This is a genomic window from Sphingobacterium sp. UBA3519, from assembly GCF_002377215.1.
Taxonomy (GTDB): domain Bacteria; phylum Bacteroidota; class Bacteroidia; order Sphingobacteriales; family Sphingobacteriaceae; genus Sphingobacterium; species Sphingobacterium multivorum.
The window spans coordinates 36567-60308 of sequence record NZ_DFPI01000006.1 but is presented as its reverse complement, the minus strand read 5'-3'; the positions used below and the strand labels follow the sequence as shown (position 1 = coordinate 60308).

Sequence of the window (23742 nt, the reverse complement as noted above, 5' to 3'; positions counted from 1 at the left end):
AATGGAAAAAAGAGCCTTTCTAAAATCGGTTGCTTTAAGCATGTTGTCTATTCCTGTACTGGGAATGGGATTGCCAACCGGAGACAAAAATGAATTGTACGGCCAAGCGGCTTTGCTTGCAACGAGGTTAAAATTGGGGGATACCATAGGTTTAATTACACCTGCAGGTGTATTGGATGAGGAAGAGTCCATTAGCATTGCGCGTGAAATATTCGAGACACTGGGTTTTAGAGTAAAAGAAGGTAAACATATTCGCAGTCGCTACGGTAATTTGGCCGGTACAGATCAGGAGCGTATTGCCGACATACACGATATGTTTGCAGATAAGACTGTCAAAGCGATTGTCTGTATCAGGGGTGGATCGGGTACTTCGCGCCTTTTAGATCGGCTAGATTATAAACTGATTTTCAATAATCCCAAAATTCTATTGGGTTATTCAGATATAACAGCGCTTCTTTTGGCCCTGTATACAAAAACAGGACTTGTTACATTTCATGGCGCAGTAGGTATCAGTACATGGACCCAAAAACTTGCAGAGGCTTTTAAAGCCCAGTTTGTTGCCAATCAGCCAGCGATATTTGAGAATCCCAAGTTGAAGGGGGATACCATTGTACAGACCAAAGACCGAATAGCAACGATTCATCCTGGCATAGCAGAAGGAATATTGTTGGGTGGGAATATGACCGTATTGACCGGATTATGTGGTTCACCTTATCTGCCGGACTTTAAAGATAAAATTCTTTTTATTGAAGAGGTAGACGAAGATATGGAACGGGTAGATCGGATGTTCTGTCAATTGAAAAATGCGGGTATATTAGGCGTAATTAAGGGCTTTATTTTTGGCAAGTGCACCAATTGCAAACCATCTGCTGGCTATGGATCCGTAACACTTGACCAACTGTTCAATGATTATATCAAACCTTTGAAAATTCCGGCGTATACAGGGGCTGTCGTTGGGCATATTGCCGAACAGTTTATTTTGCCCGTAGGAGCAAAAGTCCGTGTAGATGCTTCTCAAGGTACAATTGCTTTAATGGAGCCTGCATTAAAAGATTAATATGAAATTAGTAAAAGTTGATTTCATCAAAGCCTTTTCTTTATATGAAGAAAAGGCTTTGATGCATAGAAGATTTAAACATGCTGATATTTTACCGTTATTAGAAAATATCAGGAGCTATGGACGTTTCACTGTAGCGGAAATTGGGAAGTCCACTGAAGATCGTTTGATCTTTCGACTACAATACGGACAAGGGCCAATCAAGATACTTTTATGGTCACAAATGCATGGTGATGAACCTACGGCGACAATGGCCCTGTTTGATCTATTTAATTTCTTTGGCGGGAAAAATGATGGTTTTGATGCCTTTAGAGATGACATCGCATCAAAAATGACTTTATATTTTATTCCGATGCTAAATCCTGATGGAACCGAAAGGTTTCAGCGTAGGACAGCCATGGATGTGGATATGAACAGAGATGCAAGGGCAGCAGCAACAGTGGAAGGAGCCTTATTGAAGTCGCAAGCCATGTTGCTAAAACCTGATTTTGCTTTTAACCTGCATAACCAAAACAATTACTACAACATTCCCGGAACAAATACGCCAGTGACAATTTCCTTATTGGCGCCTGCTTATGACTATGCGCGGAGTATCAATAAAACTCGGGGAGATGCGATGCGGGTGATTGTCGGAATAAACAAGATCCTTCAGGAATTTGTTCCAAATGCAGTGGCAAAATATGACGATGAGCATACACCGCGCGGTTTCGGTGATAATTTTCAAAAATGGGGCGCCAGGACGATTTTAATTGAATCAGGAGCTTATGTTGGTGATATCGAAAAAATGCTGGTCCGAAAATGTAATTTCGTGGCTTTGTTTAAAGCATTTGAGGAAATTGCTGACCAATCCTTTAAACAGCATTCGATTACCGATTACGATGCAATTCCCTTCAATGATGAAAAGCTCCATGATGTGTTGCTGAGAAATTTGACCATTGAGCGGAGTGGAAAAACATTGCTTGTCGATGTTGCCATCCGGCAGAATGAAAAGACAATTGGATCAGACTATTACGTAGAGGGTATTGTTGAAGATATTGGCGATCTGCAAGATTTTTATGGTTATGTAGATATTGATGTTACAGGAATGGAGTTTGGCCCAGCCAAGATGTATATGGAGCCATTTGCTTCGTTGGCAGATTTAGATGATGCCATCGTGATGGGATTACTTGAAAAAGGCTATGCCGCTGTTATGATTGAAAATGTGATCCCGGGAGAAGTTTTGCATAACCTTCCAATTCGTGTATTAACTAAAAAAGCTATAGAATTTTCACAACAATTAGCTCTCGGAGCTCAGGCGGATTTTTTCCTTCGGAAAGAAGGTAAGATCATTTACGCCGTAGTTAATGGTTGGGTGGTCGATTTGAAAAAACCAAGGCAACAGCAGTATAAAAATCAGATAAGTCAGGAATGCTTAATATAGCTCAAAAAAGAAAAAAGGTCACNNGTGACCTTTTTTCTTTTTTGAGACTACTAGTAGCCGGTATTCTGTTGATTTGCTATAGCTGGGTTTGCATTCATCTCATCCAGTGAAATAGGAAGAATGGTTTTAAAGAAGGTTCTATCGATCGTTTTTTGTCTATTTGTTGTGCTTATATTTCCTAAATCATCATCAAAAGTTATCGATTTGTTCCAGCGCATCATATCAAAGAAGCGATGACCTTCTCCAAGGAGCTCTTTGCTTCTCTCATCGGCAATCATATCTAAAGTAATCGTGCCTGAGGTCGCGACATCTAATTTTGGAGAACGTTGGCGTATTGCATTCAGGTAATTTGCTGCAAGGACCTTGTCAGGAGATGATTTTAGTAGAGCAGCTTCAGCAGCGATAAGATATACTTCGGACAAACGGATGACCTTAATATTGACAGCGGTACTATTTGCTGTTGAATTTTTATCACCGGCAAGCGTGGTGCTACCGCTATATTTATAAACCGCTCCTAAATGGGTGGTGCCGACTTCATCATACGCCATAACACCCCATCTGACATCTGTCTCGTCTTTCTTAAGTTTGGCCAAGAATGGATCTGCGGCTATAAAGTTTCCCAATATGGCTGTACTGCCATGTCCTTTTCTGCGGAACATCGCACCCAGTGAACTAGTCCCTGCATCAGCTTCATTCGGATAAACACCCAATTCTAGAATAGATTCAGTTCCAAACATACCTGTCCAGGATTTTACCCAATTTTCATTGCTATATAATGTGTAAACTTTGGAGTCTATTACTTCTTGAGCGGATTTTAGCGCGTTTTCATAATCGTTCATGTAAAGGTACACGCGAGCTTGAAGCGCTTTATTGGCGAAAAAGTTAAAATATCCATCCGATTTAGATTTTGGCAAAATGTTTTCCGCATCCTTTAGATCCTGTACAATTTGTTTGTAGTTTTCTTCGACAGAAATGCGTTTTTCCTGCGTACTATATTCGAGGACTTTTGTCACATTAGGAATACCAAGGGAAGATTTATCCATATTGTAGGGTTTTCCATATAGCCTCACAAGATCAAAATTGATGAGGGCTCTTGCGGTCAATGCTTGTCCTTTGTAGGTATTAAAATTTTCGGTTGAACCGGCAGCGACTAGTTTATCGATATTCGTCAAAAGATTATTAATCTGCACAAGTGCATGAAATCCTTGTGTCCAGATACCTGAGTAAGGATTAGAAGAGGCTGAATGATTAAAAACATAAAGATAATCATAACCGCGACCCTGAGATGCTATCGTAAAGTCTCCTCCTTTAGCATCAGCATAGAGTGGGAAATTTCGTCCGTAGTAGGCGACGTTTGCCATTTTACTCATTAACCCATTGATGATAACTTTTGCGTCGGCAGCAGTTTGGATAGAGGAATTAGAGTCACCCATATTAGTCGGTGTGACATCCAGAAAGTTGCTACAAGAGCTGATTGCTAATGATATTGTTATGCACGAGGCAATAAAAAGCTTTTTCATAATACTGTTTTTTTTATTAAAAACTAAATTCGACACCAAAAGTGTATGTTTTTGCCAATGGTGTTTCCCAACCGCGCGTACCAAACTGGTTGACTTCCGGATCCATATACTTATATTTCGAAACAGTCAACAAATTGCTTCCATTGAAAAATACTCTTGCATTGGAAATGCCGGCCCGCTTTAAAAACTCATTTGGTAATCTATAGCTCAAAGAAATGTTTTTTAATCTAAGATAGGATGCGTCAAATAGCTGCCTGCTACTGATTTGGTTAACATCTTCCAGATCTCTTCCCGTTACCATTGGGTAAGATCCTCCGGTATTTGATGGTGACCAGCTGTTTTCCGTAAAATAAGCCGCATGAATTCGCTCCCAATAATAGCCATCGTCGGCAACATCTTTGGATGTAGCGTCATAAAGTTTACCGCCTATTTTATAAGCGAAATTAAATCCTAGTGAAAAGTTTTTATAGTCAACATCAGAGTTTATACCTCCGTATAACTTAGGATTTGCATTTCCGATGATGGTTTGTTTCGCTTTTTTGTAGTCATAACTTGCCGCCTTTCCATTAAATATAAAGTCGCCATTAGTGCCATCATTTGTATACCAGACATTTTTACCATTGGTTTGATCGGTACCTGCCCATTCCAAGCCAAAGAATGATAAGGATGACTCTCCTTCACGGTAAATAAATCGGGCTCTATCGTCTCCCCCTGTGGGATCGAACCAAACGATATCCCGTCCACCATATAATTTTGTAATTTTGGATCCGATGATTGCGGCATTTGCGCTTAATGTCCATTTCCAATTTTCGTTTTTAACGATATCTGAACCTAATTCAATCTCGATCCCTTTATTGTTCATTTCACCAACATTTCGCAGTATGGAGCCGAAACCAGTTATTGTGGAGATTGGAACGTTCTGTAGTAGGTCCTTCGAGTCTCTGTTAAAATATTCAATAGTACCAAATAGTTTGTTGCGGAACAGGCCAAATTCTAATGCGACGTTTGTGGAGTAATTTTTCTCCCAAGCGACGTCCGGATTGCCTAGATTATTTAGACCACCTCCTGGCTGCGTCATGTATTTGTTGGAATAGCTTGTCAGATTTCTCCAGGCAAAAAGGTCGGTAGGTAATGTTCCATTTACGCCATATGAACCTTTGATTCTGAGGTTGTTGATTTCCTCAATCCCTTTAATAAAAGATTCTTTTGCCAGATTCCAGGAGCCGGCTAAAGACCAAAAATTACCCCAACGAGGACCTGGTGCTAAGCGTGATTAACCGTCCCTTCTAAAGGATGCTGATGCAAAATAGCGTTCATCATAATTGTACTCGGCCCGCGATAGTACAGACATCATATTATTGCCCCAAGAATAAGCCGATGCATCCAATATACCTGCAGTGGCGACCGTATGAAGGGAAGAGGATGGTAGATCTTTCCCCGTGGCACGGATAAAATCCGTTGTATTTTTTTCAGCCTCGAAGCCTGCTAACAACCCGATATGATGTAAGCCGAAGCTTTTGTTGTAATTGGCGGTTGTGGATGATACCAATTTCTCAATGGACGTAGAAACCTCGGTAACACGGCCATTATCTGCCATTCCGTTATAATGTTTCGCACTATAGTAAATATGATCTTTGACCTCTGTTCTGTCATAGGAGAAAATAGTCTTCAAGGTAAGTTCAGGCAATAACTTCAATGATAGAGATTCTATAGCTGATAATTTGCTCGTTTTCGAAGAGTTTTCCCATTCTTTATTATAGTATAAAGGATTGTATGCAAGACTACCGTAGCGAGCCGTATATTCCTTACCAGTTTTATAATCCGTTGGCCAATACATCTGCCATAATAAATTACTGGTTTGATACAGGTAATTTGTTCCTGTATTTCGGGTGTCATTCATTCCAATAAGCTTGTTGTTGGCGTAGTTGACATTTGATCCAAATTCAAGATATTTTCCAATTGTTTGCGTCAAATTAATCCGCCCATTAATTCTGTCAAAATTATTCTCGATCACCCTACTTTTGTCCTGCGTATAGCCTAAGGAAGCATAATAATTGGTTTTTTCAGTTGCTCCACTTACCGAAATATCGTTACTGTTGAATATTCCCGTTCTGAATAAAGCATTGTTCCAGTCATAATATTGACCATCTCTATTCACGACACCATCAGTTTTTCCTGAGATATGTACATTTTCCCATTGTGAGGTTCCATCTGTGCTGAATTGATAGCCATGAATACCAAAACCATAAGAAGAAGTTGGTTTACCGTAATTTGCCGAATTTGGATTCCAGTCCAAAGAATTTAAGCGGAATAAAGTATTTTTATTCGCCTGTTCAGCGGTTTGACCAGCTGCTATTCTAGAATCATATAAAACGCTATAAAGCATGTTGATTTGATCCTGTACGGAAGCAGGTTCATTATTTTTTGTTGCCCAGGAAGGGCTAATGCCAATAGAAGACTTGACATTGATCTTTGGATCTCCATTTTTACCCCTTTTGGTGGTGATGATGATGACGCCATTTGCGGCTCGGGATCCATAAAGAGAAGAGGCAGCGGCGTCCTTAAGCACAGAGATTGATTCTATATCACTCGGATTTAATGTGCTCATGACGTTGTTTGTATTAACAATGTAATCTCCCATTTGTCCGACACTTCCCGAAATAACTGGAACACCGTCAATAACATATAATGGCTCATTCGATGCGTTCATGGAGCCTATGCCTCGAATACGAATCGCCGAAGTAGCCCCCGCTTGCCCCGATCCATTTGACATTTGTAGACCCGCGACACGACCGGTAAGTGCTTTTTCAAAAGAGGTGACAGGTTGTTTATCAATAGCATCTGATTTTATTTGTGCCGCCGAACCGGTATAGGTGCTTTTTTTAGCCGTTCCATAAGCAATGACAATGACTTCGTCCAAAGCTTTTTCATCACTGTTAAGTGAAATACCGATAGTTTTGCGGCCATTGACCTGTACTTCTTGTGAGCTATAACCTACGGCAGATATACTCAATGTTGCATTGGCGTTTGCGTTTAGGGTAAACAGGCCATTTTCGTTTGTGGATGTCCCTTGATTAGCGCCTTTTACATTAATCGTAACTCCGCTAATTGGTTTTCCGTTGCTGTCTGTTATTTTACCAGCAATTTGGATCTGTTGTGCATATAAAGACTGCATCGAACTACAGGCTATGAGACACAACGTTGTGAGCACATGTTGTTTCATAAAAGTGTGAATTGATTAATTTAGTTGTTAATATTTTGGTGCTGTCGAGTGTTGGTCAAACTTGCGATAGCAATTCAGTGCAATCTTTTCTTTAAGAAAAAAACATTGCACTGAATATAGGGTTATTTTCTTACAATTCCAATTCCCGGACGGTCGGGGAGAAGGCAATTGCCATTTACCACGGTCATGCCGTCGTATATATCATTTGCAATTAATAAAGCACCGTCTAGATCTGCCCAGTCTGTTAATGGTGCAAGTTGTGCCGCTGCACTGATGGCGCAAGAAGTTTCTGTCATACAGCCGATCATAACTTTCATTTCCAAAGAACGAGCAAGTTCTGCCATTCGCTTCGCTTCGCGCATGCCCGTGCATTTCATCAGTTTAATGTTAATACCCGAATAAACCCCCTTTAAACCCGGCACATCGACCAATCGTTGGCATCCTTCGTCGGCGATTGTGGGAATTGGGCTATGTTCTGTCAACCAAGCATTATCATCGATCTGCTCTTTAGGCATAGGCTGTTCTAAGAAAGAAACATTTCTTTCTGCAAGCCAATGCGCCATCTCCAAGGCTTCTTCACGTGTTTTCCAACCCTGGTTCACATCGGCGCATAATGGTCGATCCGTAACCTGACGGATGGTATCAATAATCATTTTGTCGGTGTCGAGCCCCAGCTTCACCTTTAAAATTTTAAACTGATCAGCCTCGGCAACTTTTTGGCGGATCATTTCTTCTGTATCGATTCCGATGGTGTAGGACGTCGGTGGGATAAGGTCAGGATTTAACCCCCAGATTTTATAATAGGGCTGGTTCATAATTTTACCAAGGATATCATGTAGGGCAATATCAATGGACGCTTTTGCAGCCGTGTTTTTCGAAGCAAGCTGATCAATATAATGCAGAATCTCTTCGGTTTGAAAAGGTGAGTTAAAACCTGTGAGATCAATTTGATTCAAAAACGAAATCACGCTATCTTGCGACTCGCCAAGATAGGGTGGCATACTCGCTTCGCCATAACCGATAACGCCATCATACTCTAATTCGGTCAATACAACCGGTGTTGTGCTTCGGCTAAAGGAAGCTACTGTAAAGACATGGCGCAAAGTTAGCGTGTAAGGCCGAAACCTTAATTTAAAGGCCCCAAAATCTTTACTAATCCATTCAGATTGATTGCTCATCGCTATGTTTATTTATTGTTGTAGTAATTGTTTTCAACGACTTTCTGTATTGCGCTATCGTGAACTCCGAGGTAACGGCGTGCAGCAACCACAGTTCGGGTTTGAAAATCATCATAGTTAGCCGCATCCTTTAGCATGCTGTTGATCCGTACCAAGCCTGCAGCATGAATAAAGGTTCCGTTGCCGATATAGAGTGCAACGTGTGTTACACGCGCATTAGGATTGCTATTTTTGCCTGCCGCAAAGAATAATAAGTCTGCCGGTTTCAGATTTTTAAATGCTTTCTCAGGGTCGAAATGCCCTTCTTGATCTAAAATGTCGATTTTTTCACCTGCAAGTACTTGTTGCGATGCATCTCGCGGAATTACGAAGCCGTTCATAAAGAAACTTGTTTTAGTAAAACCGCTGCAATCTACGCCTTTTACTGATGTCCCACCCCATAAATAGGGTAGACCCAACATTGTTTTTGCACTGGCAATAATATTTTCCGCCGTAGGTTGGCGTGTTTCAAACCAATTTTTTAAGGTTAGACTTTCTGATTTTTTAATATAACCTAAACGTCCATCCGGATAGGCAATTTCATAAAAATTGCCTTTCTGTCCTTTCAATTGAAGGATGTCACCATAAACGAGATCAGATACCCGCTGGCTTTTTTCATTGGGTTCAGAATATGATTTTCCAAATTCAGCTGTATAAATCACTTTTTCCGCTTGTCGCCAATTGGCCAGCATGGTTTTGTCCATGGCTTCAATAGACGAACTAGGAACCCATGCGATATAGCCGTCGGGTGTACGGACACGGTAGTCACCGCTCTTTTTTTGAAGAAGGTCAACTTGCGTTCCTAATAAAACCTGGCTAGTCAGCTCGGCAGCATTATCTGGAAATGTGCGCATATTTGCGACGGAGAGCCTGATTACTCCAGTCGTTTTTTCGCCTACACTTGCATCGGGCAAGAGCTGTACTTGAATATTGGCTGATATATCTTTTGCCTTTTGCTCTAAAACGAATTTAGCATCTTTTTCAGTTGTTTCGAGCACATATTGGTTCTGTGCTATATCCGCTTTCTGGATGGCCACGATCTTGGTTCTTTTATCGGGAGCAAATTCACGTTTTACGTTTTCTTGCAACTCTTTGATCGTGAAATAAGTCGTGGAATCTAGCTGCTGCGCCTGACTGCTTTCAACCCCTATAAGGCTTGCATAAGCTAAAATAGCGAATTTAAGAGTGTTTTTCATGCGAATTAGTTTGTTTCTAAAGATAGGATTAATTCATAATATAAGTCAATTTTTATTGTCGATTTTTAAGTGATTTTGATGTTATGTTGCTAAAAAACGAATTTTTAGGTTTAATTTTAATTAAATCATCTATTTGCTAAAACCATTTTGTAATATTGCTTATTGATTGTGACGGCAACATTCTTCTTCCGTTTACGGCGAAGCTGTAAAAATGTAGCATAACATTTTACAGCGGATATTGACGAAGTAGGTTTGGGGGATATCTGATGCAAGATAGTGTAATATGCTAGAAAAGAAAGTGATGCTCTTGTACAGTCAATGATGAAAATTTCTTGTATTCGGTAGACTGAAAGCAGTTTTAATGATTGTTTTTTGCCGGATTAATAAATAGCGATAGTTTTATAAAGTAGTAATAAGGAAATGAGTTCAAGACGTGATTTTATTCGGCAAGGTTTGATTGCTGCGACGACAATGGGGACATTAACCGCATTTGATGCGAAAGGATTGACGATTGCAGCAAAAGGCAGTGTTAAAAAATACCCTATTGTAATTTCAACTTGGGACTTTGGGATCGCAGCAAATAAAGCCGCTTGGGAAATATTGTCCAAAGGAGGCAAGGCATTGGATGCGGTAGAACAAGGTGTGCGTGTACCCGAGGCTGATCTCAAGAATATGACAGTGGGTAAAGGTGGTTATCCCGATCGCGACGGTCACGTCACACTTGATGCTTGTATCATGGATGCGGATGGTAACTGCGGTGCTGTTGCCGGAATGGAAAAAATTGGACATCCAATATCTGTAGCACGGCTGGTTATGGAAAAAACACCCCATGTCATGCTAGTAGGCGAAGGCGCATTGCAATTTGCGTTAGAAAATGGTTTTAAGGAAGAAAATCTACTGACCCCGGAAGGTGAAAAGGCCTGGAAGGAATGGTTGAAAGAGAAAAAATACAAACCTGTAGCCAATATTGAAAACCAATCTTTTGCCGCAGAACGTTTGCCGGGAAATCAATACAACCACGATACGATCGGTATGTTGGCGTTGGATGCCAATGGAAATATTTCTGGAGCCTGCACCACGAGTGGTATGGCTTTCAAGATGCATGGTCGGGTAGGAGATAGCCCTATTATTGGAGCCGGACTTTATGTCGATAATGAAGTTGGGGGTGCTACTTCGACCGGAGTTGGTGAAGAAGTTATCCGAAATGTAGGTAGTTTTTTGGTAGTCGAATTGATGCGTCAGGGTTATTCTCCCGAAGATGCCTGTAAGGAAGCTGTTATGCGTATCGTTAAGAAGAAGCCTGCAATTGCAAAGGAAATCCAAGTTGGATTCTTAGCAATTAATAAAAAAGGGGAATATGGTGCCTATGCGCTACAACAAGGTTTTTCCTATGCGGTTTGTGACAGTAAACAACAAGATTTATTGATTAAAGGAAAGCACTACTATAAATAGTAAAAATAGGGGCTTACGGGTTCGAGGAGCGATGATAGCAAGGTATATCATTGCCGATTAATCATTATATTTGTCTAAACTTATAGCCGCAGCTGATGCATCGGCTATAGGTTTATAAAAGTAAGAGTAAAATACGCAAGGTTATAAAAGTATGAAAGCAACATTTGGAGGAGGATGTTTTTGGTGTACAGAAGTTATTTTCCAAAACACTGAAGGGGTAACATCGGTATTACCTGGTTATATGGGGGGACATGTAGATAAGCCGACTTATGAGCAGGTCTGTACGGGGACAACTGATCATGTTGAGGTTGTCGAGTTAGAATATGACGAAGAGCTGGTGAATTACGAAGATCTCTTGAAAATCTTCTTTAAGACCCATAACCCGACAACATTAAACCGTCAAGGTAACGATGTGGGTACGCAGTATCGATCAGTTGTTTTTTATCATAATGAAGAACAGGAGATCTTAGCACAGAATTTTATCGATGAATTGGAAAATGAGGATGTTTACGAGGACCCTATTGTCACAGCGGTAGAACCTGCGTCTACATTTTGGTTGGCAGAAGATTATCATCATAATTATTTCAATGATCATCCTGAAAATCCATTTTGTTCAGTAGTCATTGCTCCAAAACTTCAAAAATTCCTAAAAGAATTTAAAGCTTAAAAAGACAATATTTTTAAAAAGACAATATTTAAGGTGTTGTATCCCAAAAAAAAGCTCGAATATTTATTCGAGCTTTTTTTGTGTATTTAATATGAGTTAGAACATTTCCATCTGTCCTTTATCATCGATTTGAATATCATTTGGATTGGTGATCTCCAATTTGATGTCGTCATTTTTTTCGGTTGACTCGACCTCTTTTTCGTTCACGGAACTGTCAACTTCTGTCGTCGTACTATCAACTGTTGGTTCTGTGGTATCAGTACTTGATTCGGCTGCCTTTTCTTTACTTTTTTGACTTAAATCTTCATCCGCTGTCAATAGTGTAACCGATTTTACGGTATGGAAAGATAGGCGGTTTCCTTGCGCTTTTATTCCTTTTACGTCAATAATTTCAGTCAAAGGTTGATCAAGGGTTTCTTCGGTTTGGGATTTGCCTTTTAAAATCTCCAATTTGACCATCGGTTCAGCTGCATTACTCATCAGGATCAGTTTGGATCCTGCATCTTCATTGATAAAGGAAATACGTTTTCCAATAGGCTGATCGTCAAATTTAAAACGTTTGACAAAGTACGTTCCGCTCTTGCCGTCCTTATGCACGACTGTATAGATATGGTCTGGATAATATTTTTCGATCCGGATCATTTTCTCGTCGAAGTGGTTGCTTAGATCAAAGTTTGCTAATTCGTAGCTACCATCCGAAAGGACTACTAATATCTTGTCGTCGCCGTCAAACTCGCCAAGGTATTGTCCACGCTCATCTGCGTTTAGACGTTTCATGATGGTATCGTACCATATTTTTCGTCCTGCTAGTGTGGAGACTCCAGAGCTTTTAAAGCTGATTTTTTTGACAGGATATTTTGATACAATGTTTCCTTGTGAAGCACGGCCCTTGATTGCAATCTCGGCAAAGTCCATGTCAAAATTCAACTTACGCAATTTTGTGTGCGGCTTAAGCTGTATATTAACGACTTCCGCTTCACCATTGGGATTGGCTGTGAAATACAGGATTTTTGAGCCCTTGGATCCCTTGGACACATCATATTCCTTATCTCGCGTAACTCCTACTACCGAGAAACGTTTGATAAAACTGGTTCCAGTTTCACCTTCTTTATAGATGGCGTTATAGATTGTCCGTTCATCACCTTTTTTGAAAACAGCAACGTGGATAATTCCTTTTCCAACAAATACTTTATCCTGAATTTTACTGACAACATATTTGCCATCTTCGCGGAATACAATAATATCGTCGATATCCGAACAGTCGCATACAAACTCATCTTTCTTCATTCCCGAACCAATAAATCCTTCTTCGCGATTGACATATAGTTTGGTATTTGCTAGCGCAACTTGGGTCGCTTCTACTTTGTCGAATACCCGCAGTTCAGTTTTACGCTCGCGGTCTTTACTATATTTATCACGCAATTTCTCAAACCATGCAATGGCATATTCCGTCAATTGACGTAGATGACGCTTGACTTCTTTGATCTCATTTTCGAGTGTTTTCATCATTTCGTCCGCTTTTTTAACGTCGAAACGTGTAATGCTACTCATTGGTTTATCGATCAATTTTTTGTAATCTTCTGGACGAATCTCGCGGTAAAATTGATCGAAGAAAGGCTCAAATAAGCGATTCAGAACTTGCACAACAACCTCAAAGTCACCTGCATTTTCATAATCCGGATGCTTGTACATCCCCTCTTGAATAAATATTTTTAATAAACTACTGAAGAAGATTTTTTCTTGAAGATCGTTTAAACGAATCTCCAATTCTCGTTTCAATAAATTTTTGGTGTTTATTGTGTTTTCAGTCAGAATGTCGTTGACACTCATAAAGTGAGGTTTCTCATCCTTGATAACACAGGTGTTAGGAGAGATAGAGACTTCACAGGCGGTAAAGGCATATAATGCATCGATCGTTACATCGGGAGAAATTCCAGGAGCCAAATGTACAATGATCTCTACATTTCCCGCTGTATTGTCCTCGATTTTTTTGATCTTAATTTTTCCCTTATCGTTTGCGGTAACCACGCTTTCAATCAGACCGCCGGTTGTCGTTCCAAATGGAATTTCTGTAATTGCGAGCGTCTTTTTGTCGCGTTCTTCAATTTTTGCACGTACACGGATTTTACCACCACGTTGCCCCTCATTATAATTTGAAACGTCGGCCATACCACCCGTAGGGAAGTCTGGGAAGATATTCGGACGTTCACCGTGTAATACCTGAATTGATCCGTCAATTAGCTCAATGAAATTGTGGGGCATAATCTTGGTCGCTAAACCAACAGCAATCCCTTCGGCACCTTGAGCCAATAATAACGGGAATTTTACAGGAAGGGTGACAGGTTCGCGATTCCGTCCATCGTAACTTAATTGCCACTCAGTCGTTTCGGGATTGAAGACAACGTCATTTGCAAATTTGGATAATCTTCCCTCGATGTACCGTGGAGCAGCAGCAGAGTCACCCGTAATTGGGAAACCCCAGTTACCTTGACAGTCAATCAAGAGATCTTTTTGTCCCAATTGTACCATGGCATCACCGATAGAAGCATCACCATGTGGGTGATATTTCATCGTGTTACCAATGACGTTGGCAGCTTTATTATATCTTCCATCATCCATTTCCTTTAAGGAATGGAGGATACGACGTTGTACGGGTTTCAAACCGTCATTGATATGTGGTACGGCTCTGTCCAAGATAACATAGGATGCATAGTCCAAAAACCAGTTTTCGTATAGTCCTGATAAAGGTATCGTCTGACTTCCGCTCTCTGTTTTTCCTGATCCCAGTTCTTCTTGATTATCTTCCGTTGGGAAGTTCGTTTCGTCACTCATTTACTCAGCAATAGATTAAATTGTACAATACAGAAATGTTCGAAATAGTATTTTATTCGAACGTGTAAAAATACAAAACCATTTTGTTTTATCCCAGCGAAACTATGAAAAGTTAAAAAAATTAGTTTTTAAAACTAATATAATTAGCTTGTTTCGTTGTCAGTGGCCAAATCATACCAATAACAGGGAATATCCCATAGATCGAAATGAAATTCTTCAGTCACCTGAAATCCTACTTTTTCCAAGACATGTCTTGAACCCAGATTTCCCGTATGTGTGATGGCATGTACTTCAAAATGGATCAGCTGTTCTCTATAATATTGCATGCAGGCTTGTGAAGCTTCTGTCGCATAGCCTTTTCCCCAAGATTCCGTTCTGAAACGGTAACCAAGGTCTAAAAAACCGATACGTCCGTTCTCCAATTCGTCAATATATTTAAATCCCGTCCAGCCTATCCATTGATTGCTTGATTTCTCAACGACCCCTAGACGGCCTATACCGTATTTTTCATATTGTTGTTGAATAGGCGCGATGGCTTTTTTCATTTCTTCAATGGATTGAACAGGCTCCTTATTCAGAAAGGTATGAACCTCCGGCTGTGAATCCATCGCGAAAAAATAAGCGGCATCATCCATCTCTATTGGACGGATAATTAAACGTTCAGTTTCCAGTATAGGTAAGTGTTTTTCCATATTGTTTATCTCAAGTGTTAGGCATGCTAAAGCCACAATTTGTCGATATCTTTTTGTAGTATTTTTTCTTTCATTTCCTCCTCAAAGTCTCCGAACAGTTCTTTGTTAACAGATTTACTGATTCTGCCATTTTCGAGTACCAAGATTTCATCGCAGGTATCTTTTAGTGTGGAAAAGATATGCGACGAAATTAGGATCGTTTTACCCATCGCTTTTAAGCGTAATATAATCTCCGTAAGAATAATGCTGCTTTGTAGATCAATGCCATTAAAAGGTTCGTCAAGGATATAATAATTATTGTCCTGAAGTAAAGTAGCTGTCAGGGCTAGTTTTTTTTTCATACCCGTGGAATAGTCGCTCGCATACTCTTTTAAGGGCAACTCGAAAATATTTCTTTCACTGAGGTTTTTGATCTGTTTACCACGCGCATCTGTCAGCAGATAAATATACTCTTCACCTGTGAGCTTAGAGAGGAAATATGGATCGGAGGTCAGGTAACCTAAATTGTTTTTGAGCGGCGCCAAATCAGATTTTATACTTCCCGAGGCGGTTTCCAGTCCAGCAATACATCGAAACAGCGTTGTCTTTCCGGCGCCATTTTCACCGACGATACCATATACTTTTCCGCTTTCAAAAGTGTAAGTAATCTCGTGGAGCACTTGATGCCGTCCAAAGGACTTGCTGATATTCGTAAGCTCGATCATAAGTGGTTTTTTAGATTGTTGATTGCTTTGATATAATAGAAGGGCAAGAGCGCGAGGATCAAGGGGTAAAAGCTAAAACAAAGTGCCAATGCAAAACCTTCGGGGAAATTGATCTCCCGTGGATAAGCGACGTATTTTAAGGTGATTGCAAAAGGAAGCAAAAGTAATATTCCGCCCAATACAATACAGACATTAAATAAATCCGATGGAAAGATTATAACATACAGAAAAAGAAGGGGCAGTACCAAGAGTAGACATTGTAAAATTCCTCTTTTAAACTTTCGCATCAGATAGACTGTTGGTGTATAATGGTTATTCCAAAGGTAAAAAATAGGTTCCGGTAATTGATAATAGAAAACACAGGCGAGCGCAATGCAAACCACACAAAATAAAACAAGATTGGAATTGGCCACATAAAAGCCGATTCCGGCCAAGAGATACAATACAAGCAAGAGCAGGTAGCTCCGTCGGAATCCGATGATAAATTCAAAAGGTTTTTTTGCGAAAGGTGTCGGAATAGATTTTCCGAAAGCCTTAAATGTCAAAAATGCAAAGATAATAGCCAAAATAGCTAATAACACTGCATAGCCCCATTGGTTGTGGAGGAAAAGAATGATGAAGGACGGCAGCGTTAACAAGCCATTTTCCAATATTCTGATTTTGTGGAAATCGTATTTACTGTATGTATTTTTGAGAAAGTCATTTCTGTTTTTTTCTGTGAGCAGAAACAGTGCTTGGAAATTGCCAAGCAGTAGGGCATAACAACCAAAAAGCGGATATTGAACCAATGCATAATAAGCAAAATAACATAATCCAAACAACAGGAGAAAGGCGAGCCAAACCGGCAGTCCTGTAGCGCGAATATGCCGAGACAGTAAAGTATATTGAAGCTTTAAATAATTGCTAACCATGATACGATCAAAAGTAAAAAATCGAAGTTAAAAACAAGGGACTGTTCCCTTATTTTTATTTCGGCCTTGCAACGATCGATTGTTGGTCGTTTTGACGCTTGAATTTCTTTATTTTACGGCCCTGTGTCTTTTCTGCCAGCTCAGCATATAGGTCAGAGCAAGTAGCAAAACTACTGCATTGGCATACATAATGACTGGAATTCGTAGGATAACATCACTATAGTACAATCCAGCAAGCAGTGCGCCAAGTCCTATTCCGGCTTCAAGGGAGATATACATGGTTGCAACCGCCTTGCCGCGATGTTCGGGTAAACTAAGGTCAATCGTCCAGGCATTCACAGCAGGGGAGAGTATACCCGTGCCTACACCATAGATGCTTGCGCCGATCATCATGCCAATGAAACTATTTCCAATGCCAATAGCAACGAGTGCAATCGCGATAATAACTATTCCGACAACAATAACCTTAGGTCTTCCATAACGGTCCGAAACTTTGCCGGAAACAAAACGTATCAATACTGACGCAATGGTGAAGGCTAGGAAAAATAGCCCTTTATTTTTGAGTCCAAGGTATTCACTCCAGTCGGGAATTAGGGTTAAAATGACTCCATAAGCGGTGTAAGATAAAAACGTGACGATTCCCGCAGGTAGTGCACGCCATTCAATGATATCTTTTCGGTTTATTTTGAGCATGGAGAGATTGAATTTCTCTTTTTTCGCCAGTGTTTCCTTCATGTTAATGACGATAAGGATGGAGAGAAGTGCCATGAAAGAAGAGCAATAAAACATCACATTGATACCAAAGGCCTCGAAAATAGCGCTGCCAATTGCTGGGCCGACAGCTGTACCGACGCTAAAGGCCAATCCATGCATCCCAAGCGCCTCACCCCATCTTTTTTGTGGAACCAGATCGGCGACATAAGCAGAAGTTGAGGTAGGTTTAAAACCAGTGGAAAAACCATGTATCAATCGTAAGAATAGAAAGCCCGCGACTGATGTTAAAATGGGATAAAGAAAACCACAGATGAAACAGACAATGGATCCAATGGCCATGACTGGTACACGTCCCCAGCGATCGGTCAATTTACCACTAAAAGGCCGCGAAATTCCGGCAGTCAATGTAAACAGCGCTATGATCAACCCTTTGTATTCTGCTCCGCCCAAACTGCTCAGATAATTGGGTAGTTCGGGGATGATCATATTGAAGCTAGAAGAAAATAGGAGTGAGCTTAAGCAAAGTAAAATAAATTGAAGCGTATAGATGGATTTCTGTTCAGCTGGCATGGCGCTATTTTTATCGTGTGTGAGTATTCAAAAAAGAATAATGGATTGTGGCGATTATCCATCCTTCTAGGGAATGGAGCAAATGTACAGTTTTTGGAACGATTAAGCGGTTTCTTTTGGTGGAAAAATAATAGAATTCTTTATATAAGATAGAAAATACGAAGGCGAGGACGTTAGTGCCTAAAAAAAGATTATTTTTGGGAAGACCCTTTATTTAGAACATGCAAGAACTTAGAAATCCTGGTGTTTATTTTGAAATTCCGGTATCGGATTTGAATCGCGCAATCGCGTTTTATAGCCAGTTATTCAATTTTACCTTTGAACAGGAAGATTTTGACGATAACCACATGGCTTACTTTCCATTTCAAGAAACCTTATCTGGGATTACTGGCGCCCTGGCGAAAGGCGAAATTTATAAACCTACACGCGAGGGAGTACTCCTTTATTTACATGTAGAAAACATATCTACTACGTTGGAAAGGGCCATGAGCTTGGGTGGAAAAGAGCTATATCCCGCCACTTTTCATGCCGATCTGGGATTTGCTGTTGCGGAGATTGAAGATTCTGAAGGAAATAGGATCGGGCTACATCAAAAGTTATAAGCGGCAATTCAGATCATATAGCTTACTAGATCAACTGTTGCCGGACTATTTCGCTGCAGAAGATGGTCGTTGCAACGGCTACGTTGAGTGATTCGGCTTGGCCTATGCGCGGAATAGTGATAGCTTGATCGATCAACGCTATTATTTCATCACTGATGCCATTTCCCTCGTTCCCCATAACAATTAGCCCCTCATTAGCCCACACAGTCTGATAAATGGATTGACCATTAAGTAGGGCGCCATACACTTTTAATCCAGTAGCCGGAATAAAATCCGTTAAATCAGTATAGTGGATTTGCAGTCTAGCCAGTGAGCCCATGGTTGCTTGCACTACTTTAGGGTTGTAGGCGTCTACAGTTCCAATGGAACAGATAATATGTTCGATTCCAAACCACTCCGCCGTGCGGATAATTGTACCCAGATTGCCTGGATCCTGCACATCATCGAGTACAAGGCTAAACTTGTTTTTTAAATTACTTGGTACAATTTTCTGCTGTAAAGGAAGTTTGACCAAAGCGAGGATACCTTGTGGCGATTTCAGTGTACTAATCTTTTGGAATTCAGTATCCGTTAGTTCATAGGATTTTATATTATGCGAGATTTTACCCACTTTTGTGTTTGCGTCGCCCGTGTAGAAAATAGACTCAACCTCATAGCTTGATGAAATAAATTCCATCACGGATTTTATACCCTCAACGATAAACAGGCCGTGTTGTTTTCTATACTTTTTATTTTGTAGAGACGTTATTAGACTGATTTGCGCTTTTGACAACATTTTTATTGATGATTAAGTATCCTCGTTTTATCGGATTTGCAAGTATAACGCTTTTAGTGTTATTTTTTGCATCATGCCGTTCTTCAAAATATCTTGACGATGACCAAGCTCTGGTTACAAAAGTACAGATTTCTGGTGTCACCCCTGCATTGAAAGAATCATCCGAAACGTATATTTCCAATCAAATAAGACCTAATTCAAGGGTAAATCTATTTATTTACAATACGTTCAATACTAAAAACGGGCGTTATAAAACCAAGAAAATTCGGAATGTTGGCGAACCACCTCATTTGTTGGATTCGGCAATGGTCGATTTATCCGCCAATCAAATCCGACGCTTTCTATTTTCAAAAGGTTATTTCAAAGCTAAGGTCGAACCAACAATTTCAGTTTCCAAAAAGCGAGCACATATCGATTTTAAAGTGGATGAAGGTGTCCCTTATCAAGTTAGAAATATAGATCGAAAATTTGAGGATGAAGATATAAAGGCAATATTTGAACGGGAGGTACTTCCTAAAACTTCCGTAAAATCCAATACCCAGTACGATGCCGCAAAGTTGCTTGATGAGCGGGAGAAACTTTATGTTTCGATGCGAAACAATGGGTATTACGATTATGTAAGGCAATATATGCGTGCTGGGGTCGATTCAACTCTCGATGGACCTTTGATCGACTTGAAAATTAATGTCGAAAATCCATCTGACTCTACGATACATAAAAAGTATCAAATAGACAGTGTTTATATGACGATAAGGAATTATGGAACAATGTCGAAGAAGGAGCCACGTCGTATCCTAGATTCTGCAAAACGCCTTTTATTTGTTGATGAAACGAATAGTTTCAGGTGGAAACCTTTGGAACGTTATATGTATTTACGCTCAGGTCAGTACTATTCCTTGCGGGAGGAAAATAAATCCTATGACCGATTGTACGAGATGAATGGTTTTCGTTCTGTCAAAATGCAGTTTGTCAAAAAAGATTCCAATAAACTCGATGTGCACTATGATTTCGTTCCAAGACCTCGTATGGGAAACCAGATAGAGGGGGAGTATACTTTTAGATCAGGTATGAGCGGATTCAATATTGGAAATACATTCTCACAACGCAATATCTTTGGTGGTTCGGAGCAATTGGAAGTGAAATTACGTTATGGTGTATTGTTTGATCCGCGCCTCGCAGGTGGGCTTTCCAGCAAAATATTCAATAACGATTTTCAAGCGGGCGTAAATTTGGTTATTCCTCGTCTGATGGTTCCCTTTCATATTAATCCAGGGGGGAAGTTTGGTTTGCCCAAAACGACCTACTCGATGACATTGCAGTTGTTCGATCAAGATAAAACCTATTCAAACCGCTATTTTATCACATCGCTGAATTACTCTTGGTATGAAACAGAAAATAAGTACCATAGTTTTACGCCTATCGTTTTGGAGTATCGGGATGGACGCTTGGATTCCAATTTTCGGAACAAGCTTGTACAGGAAGGCTACCAGTTGTATGTACGTAGCAACGATCGCCAGTATTTTGGTTTAGGAACACAATATACCTTTATCCTGAATGGCAAGAAATTGAATAGCAAGGAGGATTTTCAATATTTCAGAGGAACATTGGACGTGAGTGGAAACGTGCTGGACCTTATTAGCTCCTTAGCAAAATTGCCCAAGAATGCTGACGGTGAGAAAAAAATATTTGGTGTGCCCTTTCTTCAATACGCCAAGACAGAATTCGATTATCGTTTATACCGAAATCTTGGTGGAAATAGGCAGTTTGTCTTCCGTTTTAATCCAGGGATAGCGATTCCTTATGGTAATAACTCTAAACTGTTGATTTTTGAAAAGAGCTTTTATAGTGGGGGGATGAATGGTATACGCGCTTGGCAGGCGCGTACCTTGGGACCTGGTGCCTATAACCGGCAGAGTCTTAGTGAGGATTTGCGTTTAAACCTGCGTAATTTGGATCAGTTGGGGGAGATTAAGCTGGAAGCGAATGCGGAGTATCGATTCAGATTACTTAATAACTTCCTGGGCGCAAAGATGAATGGAGCGACATTTGTGGATATGGGAAATGTTTGGCGACTGAAGAAGGATGAAGAACTAAATCCGGGTGGAGAGTTTAAATTCAATAAATTCCTTGGGCAAGTCGCCATCGGTACCGGTTTCGGACTTCGTTTCGATTCGGACTATTTTGTGATTCGCTTAGATGCCGGGCTGAAACTAAAAGATCCACAATTCTCAGGTGCTGATCAATGGGTTATCAAGCACTTCTTTGATTCCAAGGAATTTAAGACACAATATTATGAAACCCATAGACCCGACAGATACAATTTTATTCAATACAATTTTGGAATCGGTATGCCGTTCTAATGTACAATCGTTTTGTTATGATTTACTTTGATCACATCAATTAATGTGATTTCCCGAGAGATCGTGTTGTCAACCGATGAGATTTTTGAGGCTTGAAAATATAGATTCGAAAATTTTACTCAAGTCTAAACCCTGTGAATGGTTGAATAAAAAGAAAACTATAGCCAGTGCGATCGCTGTCATAATCACTTTTTTAAACATGTAGGCTATTCCTAATACAATGGCCGGGATAATCAAAAACATCAATCCGCTAATGGCAAAAGGAGAGAGTCCGCTATCGCTCTTATAGATATAAAATAAGCGACCTTTGGAAGTTTGTTGATTCTTATGGCTAAAGAATACAAATGTTGATGACTCAATTTTCTGATTAGGGACAGCGACACCCTCATGAAATTGTAGTGCTTGCGAGAAACCATTGATTGTAAATAGATAATTGCCATGGATGTTTTCATTGGTGTTTCCAAGTGAATCCAATGCAACTACAGCCAATTTTCCATTTTTGGAAAGGTTTTCTTTTACGATAAAGTTTTGGATATTTTGCTCTTGAGCAGCCGCCCAAAAAGGTATCAGTAATAGAAAAAATATAATCTTTTTCATCGTTTTATTTTTATTCAACTCGCTTATTTCCCTTTTTAGGGCCTATTTCCGTAGCGTCAATATCGTTTGGAAGATCAGTAGCATTAATATACTGAATCCGATTTCCTTGAAATGAGACTGCAATTTTAGGGATTTTAATTTTCTTTTGAAAATCTTTAACTATACGAATATTGAAACCTTTGTAAATAGGCTCGAGGGTTTTTCATTATTCATCCGAAGAAGGTACGATCTCCTGCTTCAGTTAATCCTCCTTTTATTTTATTCTATGGGTAAATTGTAAGTGTTATCCTCGTTGGGCAAAGCATGCGAATTGCTTTTATCTGTGTCTTTTGCTAGTTCATCTATAATTCAATCGATAATATTTTGGTCCATCGTAACGTTGGATTATTCACTTATAAAATAGGCTAATTTCCAGAAAAATTTAGTTCTTTGAAAGTTCTTGGATCAATTGCAATTTCACTGCGTCATTTAGAATACCTTTTGGATCATCAATAGTTATTTTTCCAAGGATATCTTTCTTGACGGAAGCCCGATTTCCTTTATTGTCACTCGCATCATAATTTCCTAAAATATCCTTTCTAACTGAAACTCGATTTCCGCTATTGTCTTCAATCGTTTTACCACCTAGAATATCAGTTCTCACTGTGGTACGTTGACCATTACTATTTTCTATAGTGAGATTATCAAGAATATCTTTTGTTATCCGGCTTGAATTACCTTTGTTTTCTCGAATTTCCAGATTGCCGAAGATATCTTTGGATATCGTTGAGCTATTGCCTTGATTATCTCGGATGTCGAGACCTCCAGAAATATTTTTTGATACAGTTTTTACATTTCCTTTTTCATCACGTATTTCTAAATTACCGTGTATATTTTTTAAAACTGTAGATGAACTTCTGTCTAGATCGGGGATATCAAAATCGCCGCTGCTATTTTTTCTGATAGTAGTTTTATCTCCATCCTCATCTTTTACGACAATATTTCCTGAAAAATCTTCTTTTATGGTCAGTTTAATACCACTCTTATTGACAGTTGTATATTCACCCAGACTACCTCGTTTAAATTTAATGGTTCTCCAGGTATCTGAAAGAATAACATCTCCCCAAGTATCGGTTTCTATTTTTATAGCGTTTTTATCTAACCCATCTGAAATAGCCATTTTAATCATATACTTTTTTATATTGTCAGAAGGAGGATCGGACGATATTTGGGTATGCTTGTAAATCGTCAGCA

19 protein-coding genes are annotated in these 23742 nt (G+C 39.8%); 6 read left to right on the top strand and 13 right to left on the bottom strand.

The genetic code is table 11. The annotated features are described in order from the left end of the window. The first annotated feature begins 1 nt into the window (after nt 1). Both B3297_RS02315 and B3297_RS02310 read left to right on the top strand, forming a co-directional pair. The gene (locus B3297_RS02315; RefSeq protein WP_070567237.1) at nt 2-1057 is read left to right on the top strand and encodes a S66 peptidase family protein; all 1056 of its coding nucleotides are present in this window, start codon (nt 2-4) and stop codon (nt 1055-1057) included. Nucleotide 1058: 1 nt separating this feature from the next. Then, nucleotides 1059-2477 (top strand): M14 family zinc carboxypeptidase, encoded by a 1419-nt coding sequence (locus B3297_RS02310; protein ID WP_070567235.1) that lies wholly within the window; start codon nt 1059-1061, stop codon nt 2475-2477. A 50-nt stretch (nt 2478-2527) separates the two neighbouring features. On the opposite strand, the gene B3297_RS02305 is transcribed toward B3297_RS02310, so the two are convergent. The 5 genes from B3297_RS02305 to B3297_RS02285 form a co-directional block, all read right to left on the bottom strand. After that, a complete protein-coding gene (locus B3297_RS02305) occupies nt 2528-3997 on the bottom strand; it encodes a RagB/SusD family nutrient uptake outer membrane protein (RefSeq protein ID WP_201639512.1) in 1470 nt (489 codons plus the stop codon). Nucleotides 3998-4013: 16 nt separating this feature from the next. Further along, nucleotides 4014-5075, bottom strand: a complete 1062-nt coding sequence (locus tag B3297_RS02300) for a hypothetical protein (protein WP_349678903.1) — start codon at nt 5073-5075, stop codon at nt 4014-4016. Nucleotides 5076-5270: 195 nt separating this feature from the next. Next, nucleotides 5271-7220: a SusC/RagA family TonB-linked outer membrane protein gene (locus B3297_RS02295; protein WP_286778372.1), complete on the bottom strand. Its 1950-nt coding sequence runs from the start codon at nt 7218-7220 to the stop codon at nt 5271-5273. 122 nt (nt 7221-7342) lie between these two features. Then, the gene (locus tag B3297_RS02290) at nt 7343-8398 is read right to left on the bottom strand and encodes a dipeptide epimerase (protein WP_083296002.1); all 1056 of its coding nucleotides are present in this window, start codon (nt 8396-8398) and stop codon (nt 7343-7345) included. An 8-nt stretch (nt 8399-8406) separates the two neighbouring features. Beyond that, nucleotides 8407-9633, bottom strand: coding sequence for an NlpC/P60 family protein (locus B3297_RS02285; RefSeq protein WP_070567230.1), 1227 nt, complete (start codon nt 9631-9633; stop codon nt 8407-8409). Between the two features lie 420 nt (nt 9634-10053). Here B3297_RS02285 and B3297_RS02280 point away from each other — a divergent pair, with 420 nt between their 5' ends. Both B3297_RS02280 and msrA read left to right on the top strand, forming a co-directional pair. Further along, nucleotides 10054-11085 (top strand): N(4)-(beta-N-acetylglucosaminyl)-L-asparaginase, encoded by a 1032-nt coding sequence (locus B3297_RS02280; RefSeq protein ID WP_070567228.1) that lies wholly within the window; start codon nt 10054-10056, stop codon nt 11083-11085. Between the two features lie 151 nt (nt 11086-11236). Further along, a complete protein-coding gene (msrA, locus tag B3297_RS02275) occupies nt 11237-11752 on the top strand; it encodes a peptide-methionine (S)-S-oxide reductase MsrA (protein WP_070567226.1) in 516 nt (171 codons plus the stop codon). 96 nt (nt 11753-11848) lie between these two features. Here the strand turns inward: msrA and B3297_RS02270 are convergent, their stop codons facing one another. From B3297_RS02270 to B3297_RS02250, 5 genes are all read right to left on the bottom strand, one after another. Continuing rightward, nucleotides 11849-14584 carry a DNA gyrase/topoisomerase IV subunit A gene (locus B3297_RS02270; protein ID WP_115047656.1) on the bottom strand — a complete coding sequence of 912 codons (2736 nt, stop codon included), beginning with the start codon at nt 14582-14584 and terminating at the stop codon, nt 11849-11851. A gap of 143 nt (nt 14585-14727) precedes the next feature. Then, nucleotides 14728-15276 carry a GNAT family N-acetyltransferase gene (locus tag B3297_RS02265; protein WP_112374220.1) on the bottom strand — a complete coding sequence of 183 codons (549 nt, stop codon included), beginning with the start codon at nt 15274-15276 and terminating at the stop codon, nt 14728-14730. Nucleotides 15277-15302: 26 nt separating this feature from the next. Further along, nucleotides 15303-15980 (bottom strand): ATP-binding cassette domain-containing protein, encoded by a 678-nt coding sequence (locus B3297_RS02260; protein WP_112374219.1) that lies wholly within the window; start codon nt 15978-15980, stop codon nt 15303-15305. Continuing rightward, on the bottom strand, nt 15977-16891 hold the full coding sequence (locus B3297_RS02255) for a hypothetical protein (protein WP_112374218.1): 915 nt from the start codon (nt 16889-16891) through the stop codon (nt 15977-15979). The genes B3297_RS02260 and B3297_RS02255 overlap by 4 nt, the downstream gene beginning before the upstream one ends. Before the next feature lie 108 nt (nt 16892-16999). Further along, nucleotides 17000-18175: an MFS transporter gene (locus tag B3297_RS02250; RefSeq protein WP_070567216.1), complete on the bottom strand. Its 1176-nt coding sequence runs from the start codon at nt 18173-18175 to the stop codon at nt 17000-17002. 221 nt (nt 18176-18396) lie between these two features. Here B3297_RS02250 and B3297_RS02245 point away from each other — a divergent pair, with 221 nt between their 5' ends. Further along, nucleotides 18397-18777 carry a VOC family protein gene (locus tag B3297_RS02245; protein WP_112374217.1) on the top strand — a complete coding sequence of 127 codons (381 nt, stop codon included), beginning with the start codon at nt 18397-18399 and terminating at the stop codon, nt 18775-18777. A gap of 25 nt (nt 18778-18802) precedes the next feature. Here the strand turns inward: B3297_RS02245 and B3297_RS02240 are convergent, their stop codons facing one another. Continuing rightward, the gene (locus tag B3297_RS02240; RefSeq protein ID WP_070567214.1) at nt 18803-19552 is read right to left on the bottom strand and encodes a TrmH family RNA methyltransferase; all 750 of its coding nucleotides are present in this window, start codon (nt 19550-19552) and stop codon (nt 18803-18805) included. Between the two features lie 8 nt (nt 19553-19560). On the opposite strand from B3297_RS02240, the gene B3297_RS02235 reads away from it, so the two are divergent. Then, nucleotides 19561-21912, top strand: a complete 2352-nt coding sequence (locus B3297_RS02235; RefSeq protein WP_286778371.1) for a BamA/TamA family outer membrane protein — start codon at nt 19561-19563, stop codon at nt 21910-21912. 69 nt (nt 21913-21981) lie between these two features. On the opposite strand, the gene B3297_RS02230 is transcribed toward B3297_RS02235, so the two are convergent. Together B3297_RS02230 and B3297_RS02225 are read right to left on the bottom strand one after the other, a co-directional pair. After that, a complete protein-coding gene (locus B3297_RS02230) occupies nt 21982-22509 on the bottom strand; it encodes a hypothetical protein (protein WP_075991705.1) in 528 nt (175 codons plus the stop codon). Nucleotides 22510-22930: 421 nt separating this feature from the next. Beyond that, a complete protein-coding gene (locus B3297_RS02225) occupies nt 22931-23668 on the bottom strand; it encodes a hypothetical protein (RefSeq protein WP_286778370.1) in 738 nt (245 codons plus the stop codon). Nucleotides 23669-23742 lie beyond the last annotated feature (74 nt).

What these genes read in the sequence shown, in the direction of transcription:
- B3297_RS02240 (WP_070567214.1), bottom strand. Translation starts at nt 19,552, where the DNA reads ATGTTGTCAAAAGCGCAAATCAGTCTAATAACGTCTCTACAAAATAAA.
- B3297_RS02235 (WP_286778371.1), top strand. Translation starts at nt 19,561, where the DNA reads ATGATTAAGTATCCTCGTTTTATCGGATTTGCAAGTATAACGCTTTTA.
- msrA (WP_070567226.1), top strand. Translation starts at nt 11,237, where the DNA reads ATGAAAGCAACATTTGGAGGAGGATGTTTTTGGTGTACAGAAGTTATT.
- B3297_RS02295 (WP_286778372.1), bottom strand. Translation starts at nt 7,220, where the DNA reads ATGAAACAACATGTGCTCACAACGTTGTGTCTCATAGCCTGTAGTTCG.
- B3297_RS02280 (WP_070567228.1), top strand. Translation starts at nt 10,054, where the DNA reads ATGAGTTCAAGACGTGATTTTATTCGGCAAGGTTTGATTGCTGCGACG.
- B3297_RS02300 (WP_349678903.1), bottom strand. Translation starts at nt 5,075, where the DNA reads ATGACGCAGCCAGGAGGTGGTCTAAATAATCTAGGCAATCCGGACGTC.
- B3297_RS02315 (WP_070567237.1), top strand. Translation starts at nt 2, where the DNA reads ATGGAAAAAAGAGCCTTTCTAAAATCGGTTGCTTTAAGCATGTTGTCT.
- B3297_RS02270 (WP_115047656.1), bottom strand. Translation starts at nt 14,584, where the DNA reads ATGAGTGACGAAACGAACTTCCCAACGGAAGATAATCAAGAAGAACTG.
- B3297_RS02305 (WP_201639512.1), bottom strand. Translation starts at nt 3,997, where the DNA reads ATGAAAAAGCTTTTTATTGCCTCGTGCATAACAATATCATTAGCAATC.
- B3297_RS02285 (WP_070567230.1), bottom strand. Translation starts at nt 9,633, where the DNA reads ATGAAAAACACTCTTAAATTCGCTATTTTAGCTTATGCAAGCCTTATA.
- B3297_RS02245 (WP_112374217.1), top strand. Translation starts at nt 18,397, where the DNA reads ATGCAAGAACTTAGAAATCCTGGTGTTTATTTTGAAATTCCGGTATCG.
- B3297_RS02255 (WP_112374218.1), bottom strand. Translation starts at nt 16,891, where the DNA reads ATGGTTAGCAATTATTTAAAGCTTCAATATACTTTACTGTCTCGGCAT.
- B3297_RS02290 (WP_083296002.1), bottom strand. Translation starts at nt 8,398, where the DNA reads ATGAGCAATCAATCTGAATGGATTAGTAAAGATTTTGGGGCCTTTAAA.
- B3297_RS02230 (WP_075991705.1), bottom strand. Translation starts at nt 22,509, where the DNA reads ATGAAAAAGATTATATTTTTTCTATTACTGATACCTTTTTGGGCGGCT.
- B3297_RS02310 (WP_070567235.1), top strand. Translation starts at nt 1,059, where the DNA reads ATGAAATTAGTAAAAGTTGATTTCATCAAAGCCTTTTCTTTATATGAA.
- B3297_RS02225 (WP_286778370.1), bottom strand. Translation starts at nt 23,668, where the DNA reads ATGGCTATTTCAGATGGGTTAGATAAAAACGCTATAAAAATAGAAACC.
- B3297_RS02260 (WP_112374219.1), bottom strand. Translation starts at nt 15,980, where the DNA reads ATGATCGAGCTTACGAATATCAGCAAGTCCTTTGGACGGCATCAAGTG.
- B3297_RS02250 (WP_070567216.1), bottom strand. Translation starts at nt 18,175, where the DNA reads ATGCCAGCTGAACAGAAATCCATCTATACGCTTCAATTTATTTTACTT.
- B3297_RS02265 (WP_112374220.1), bottom strand. Translation starts at nt 15,276, where the DNA reads ATGGAAAAACACTTACCTATACTGGAAACTGAACGTTTAATTATCCGT.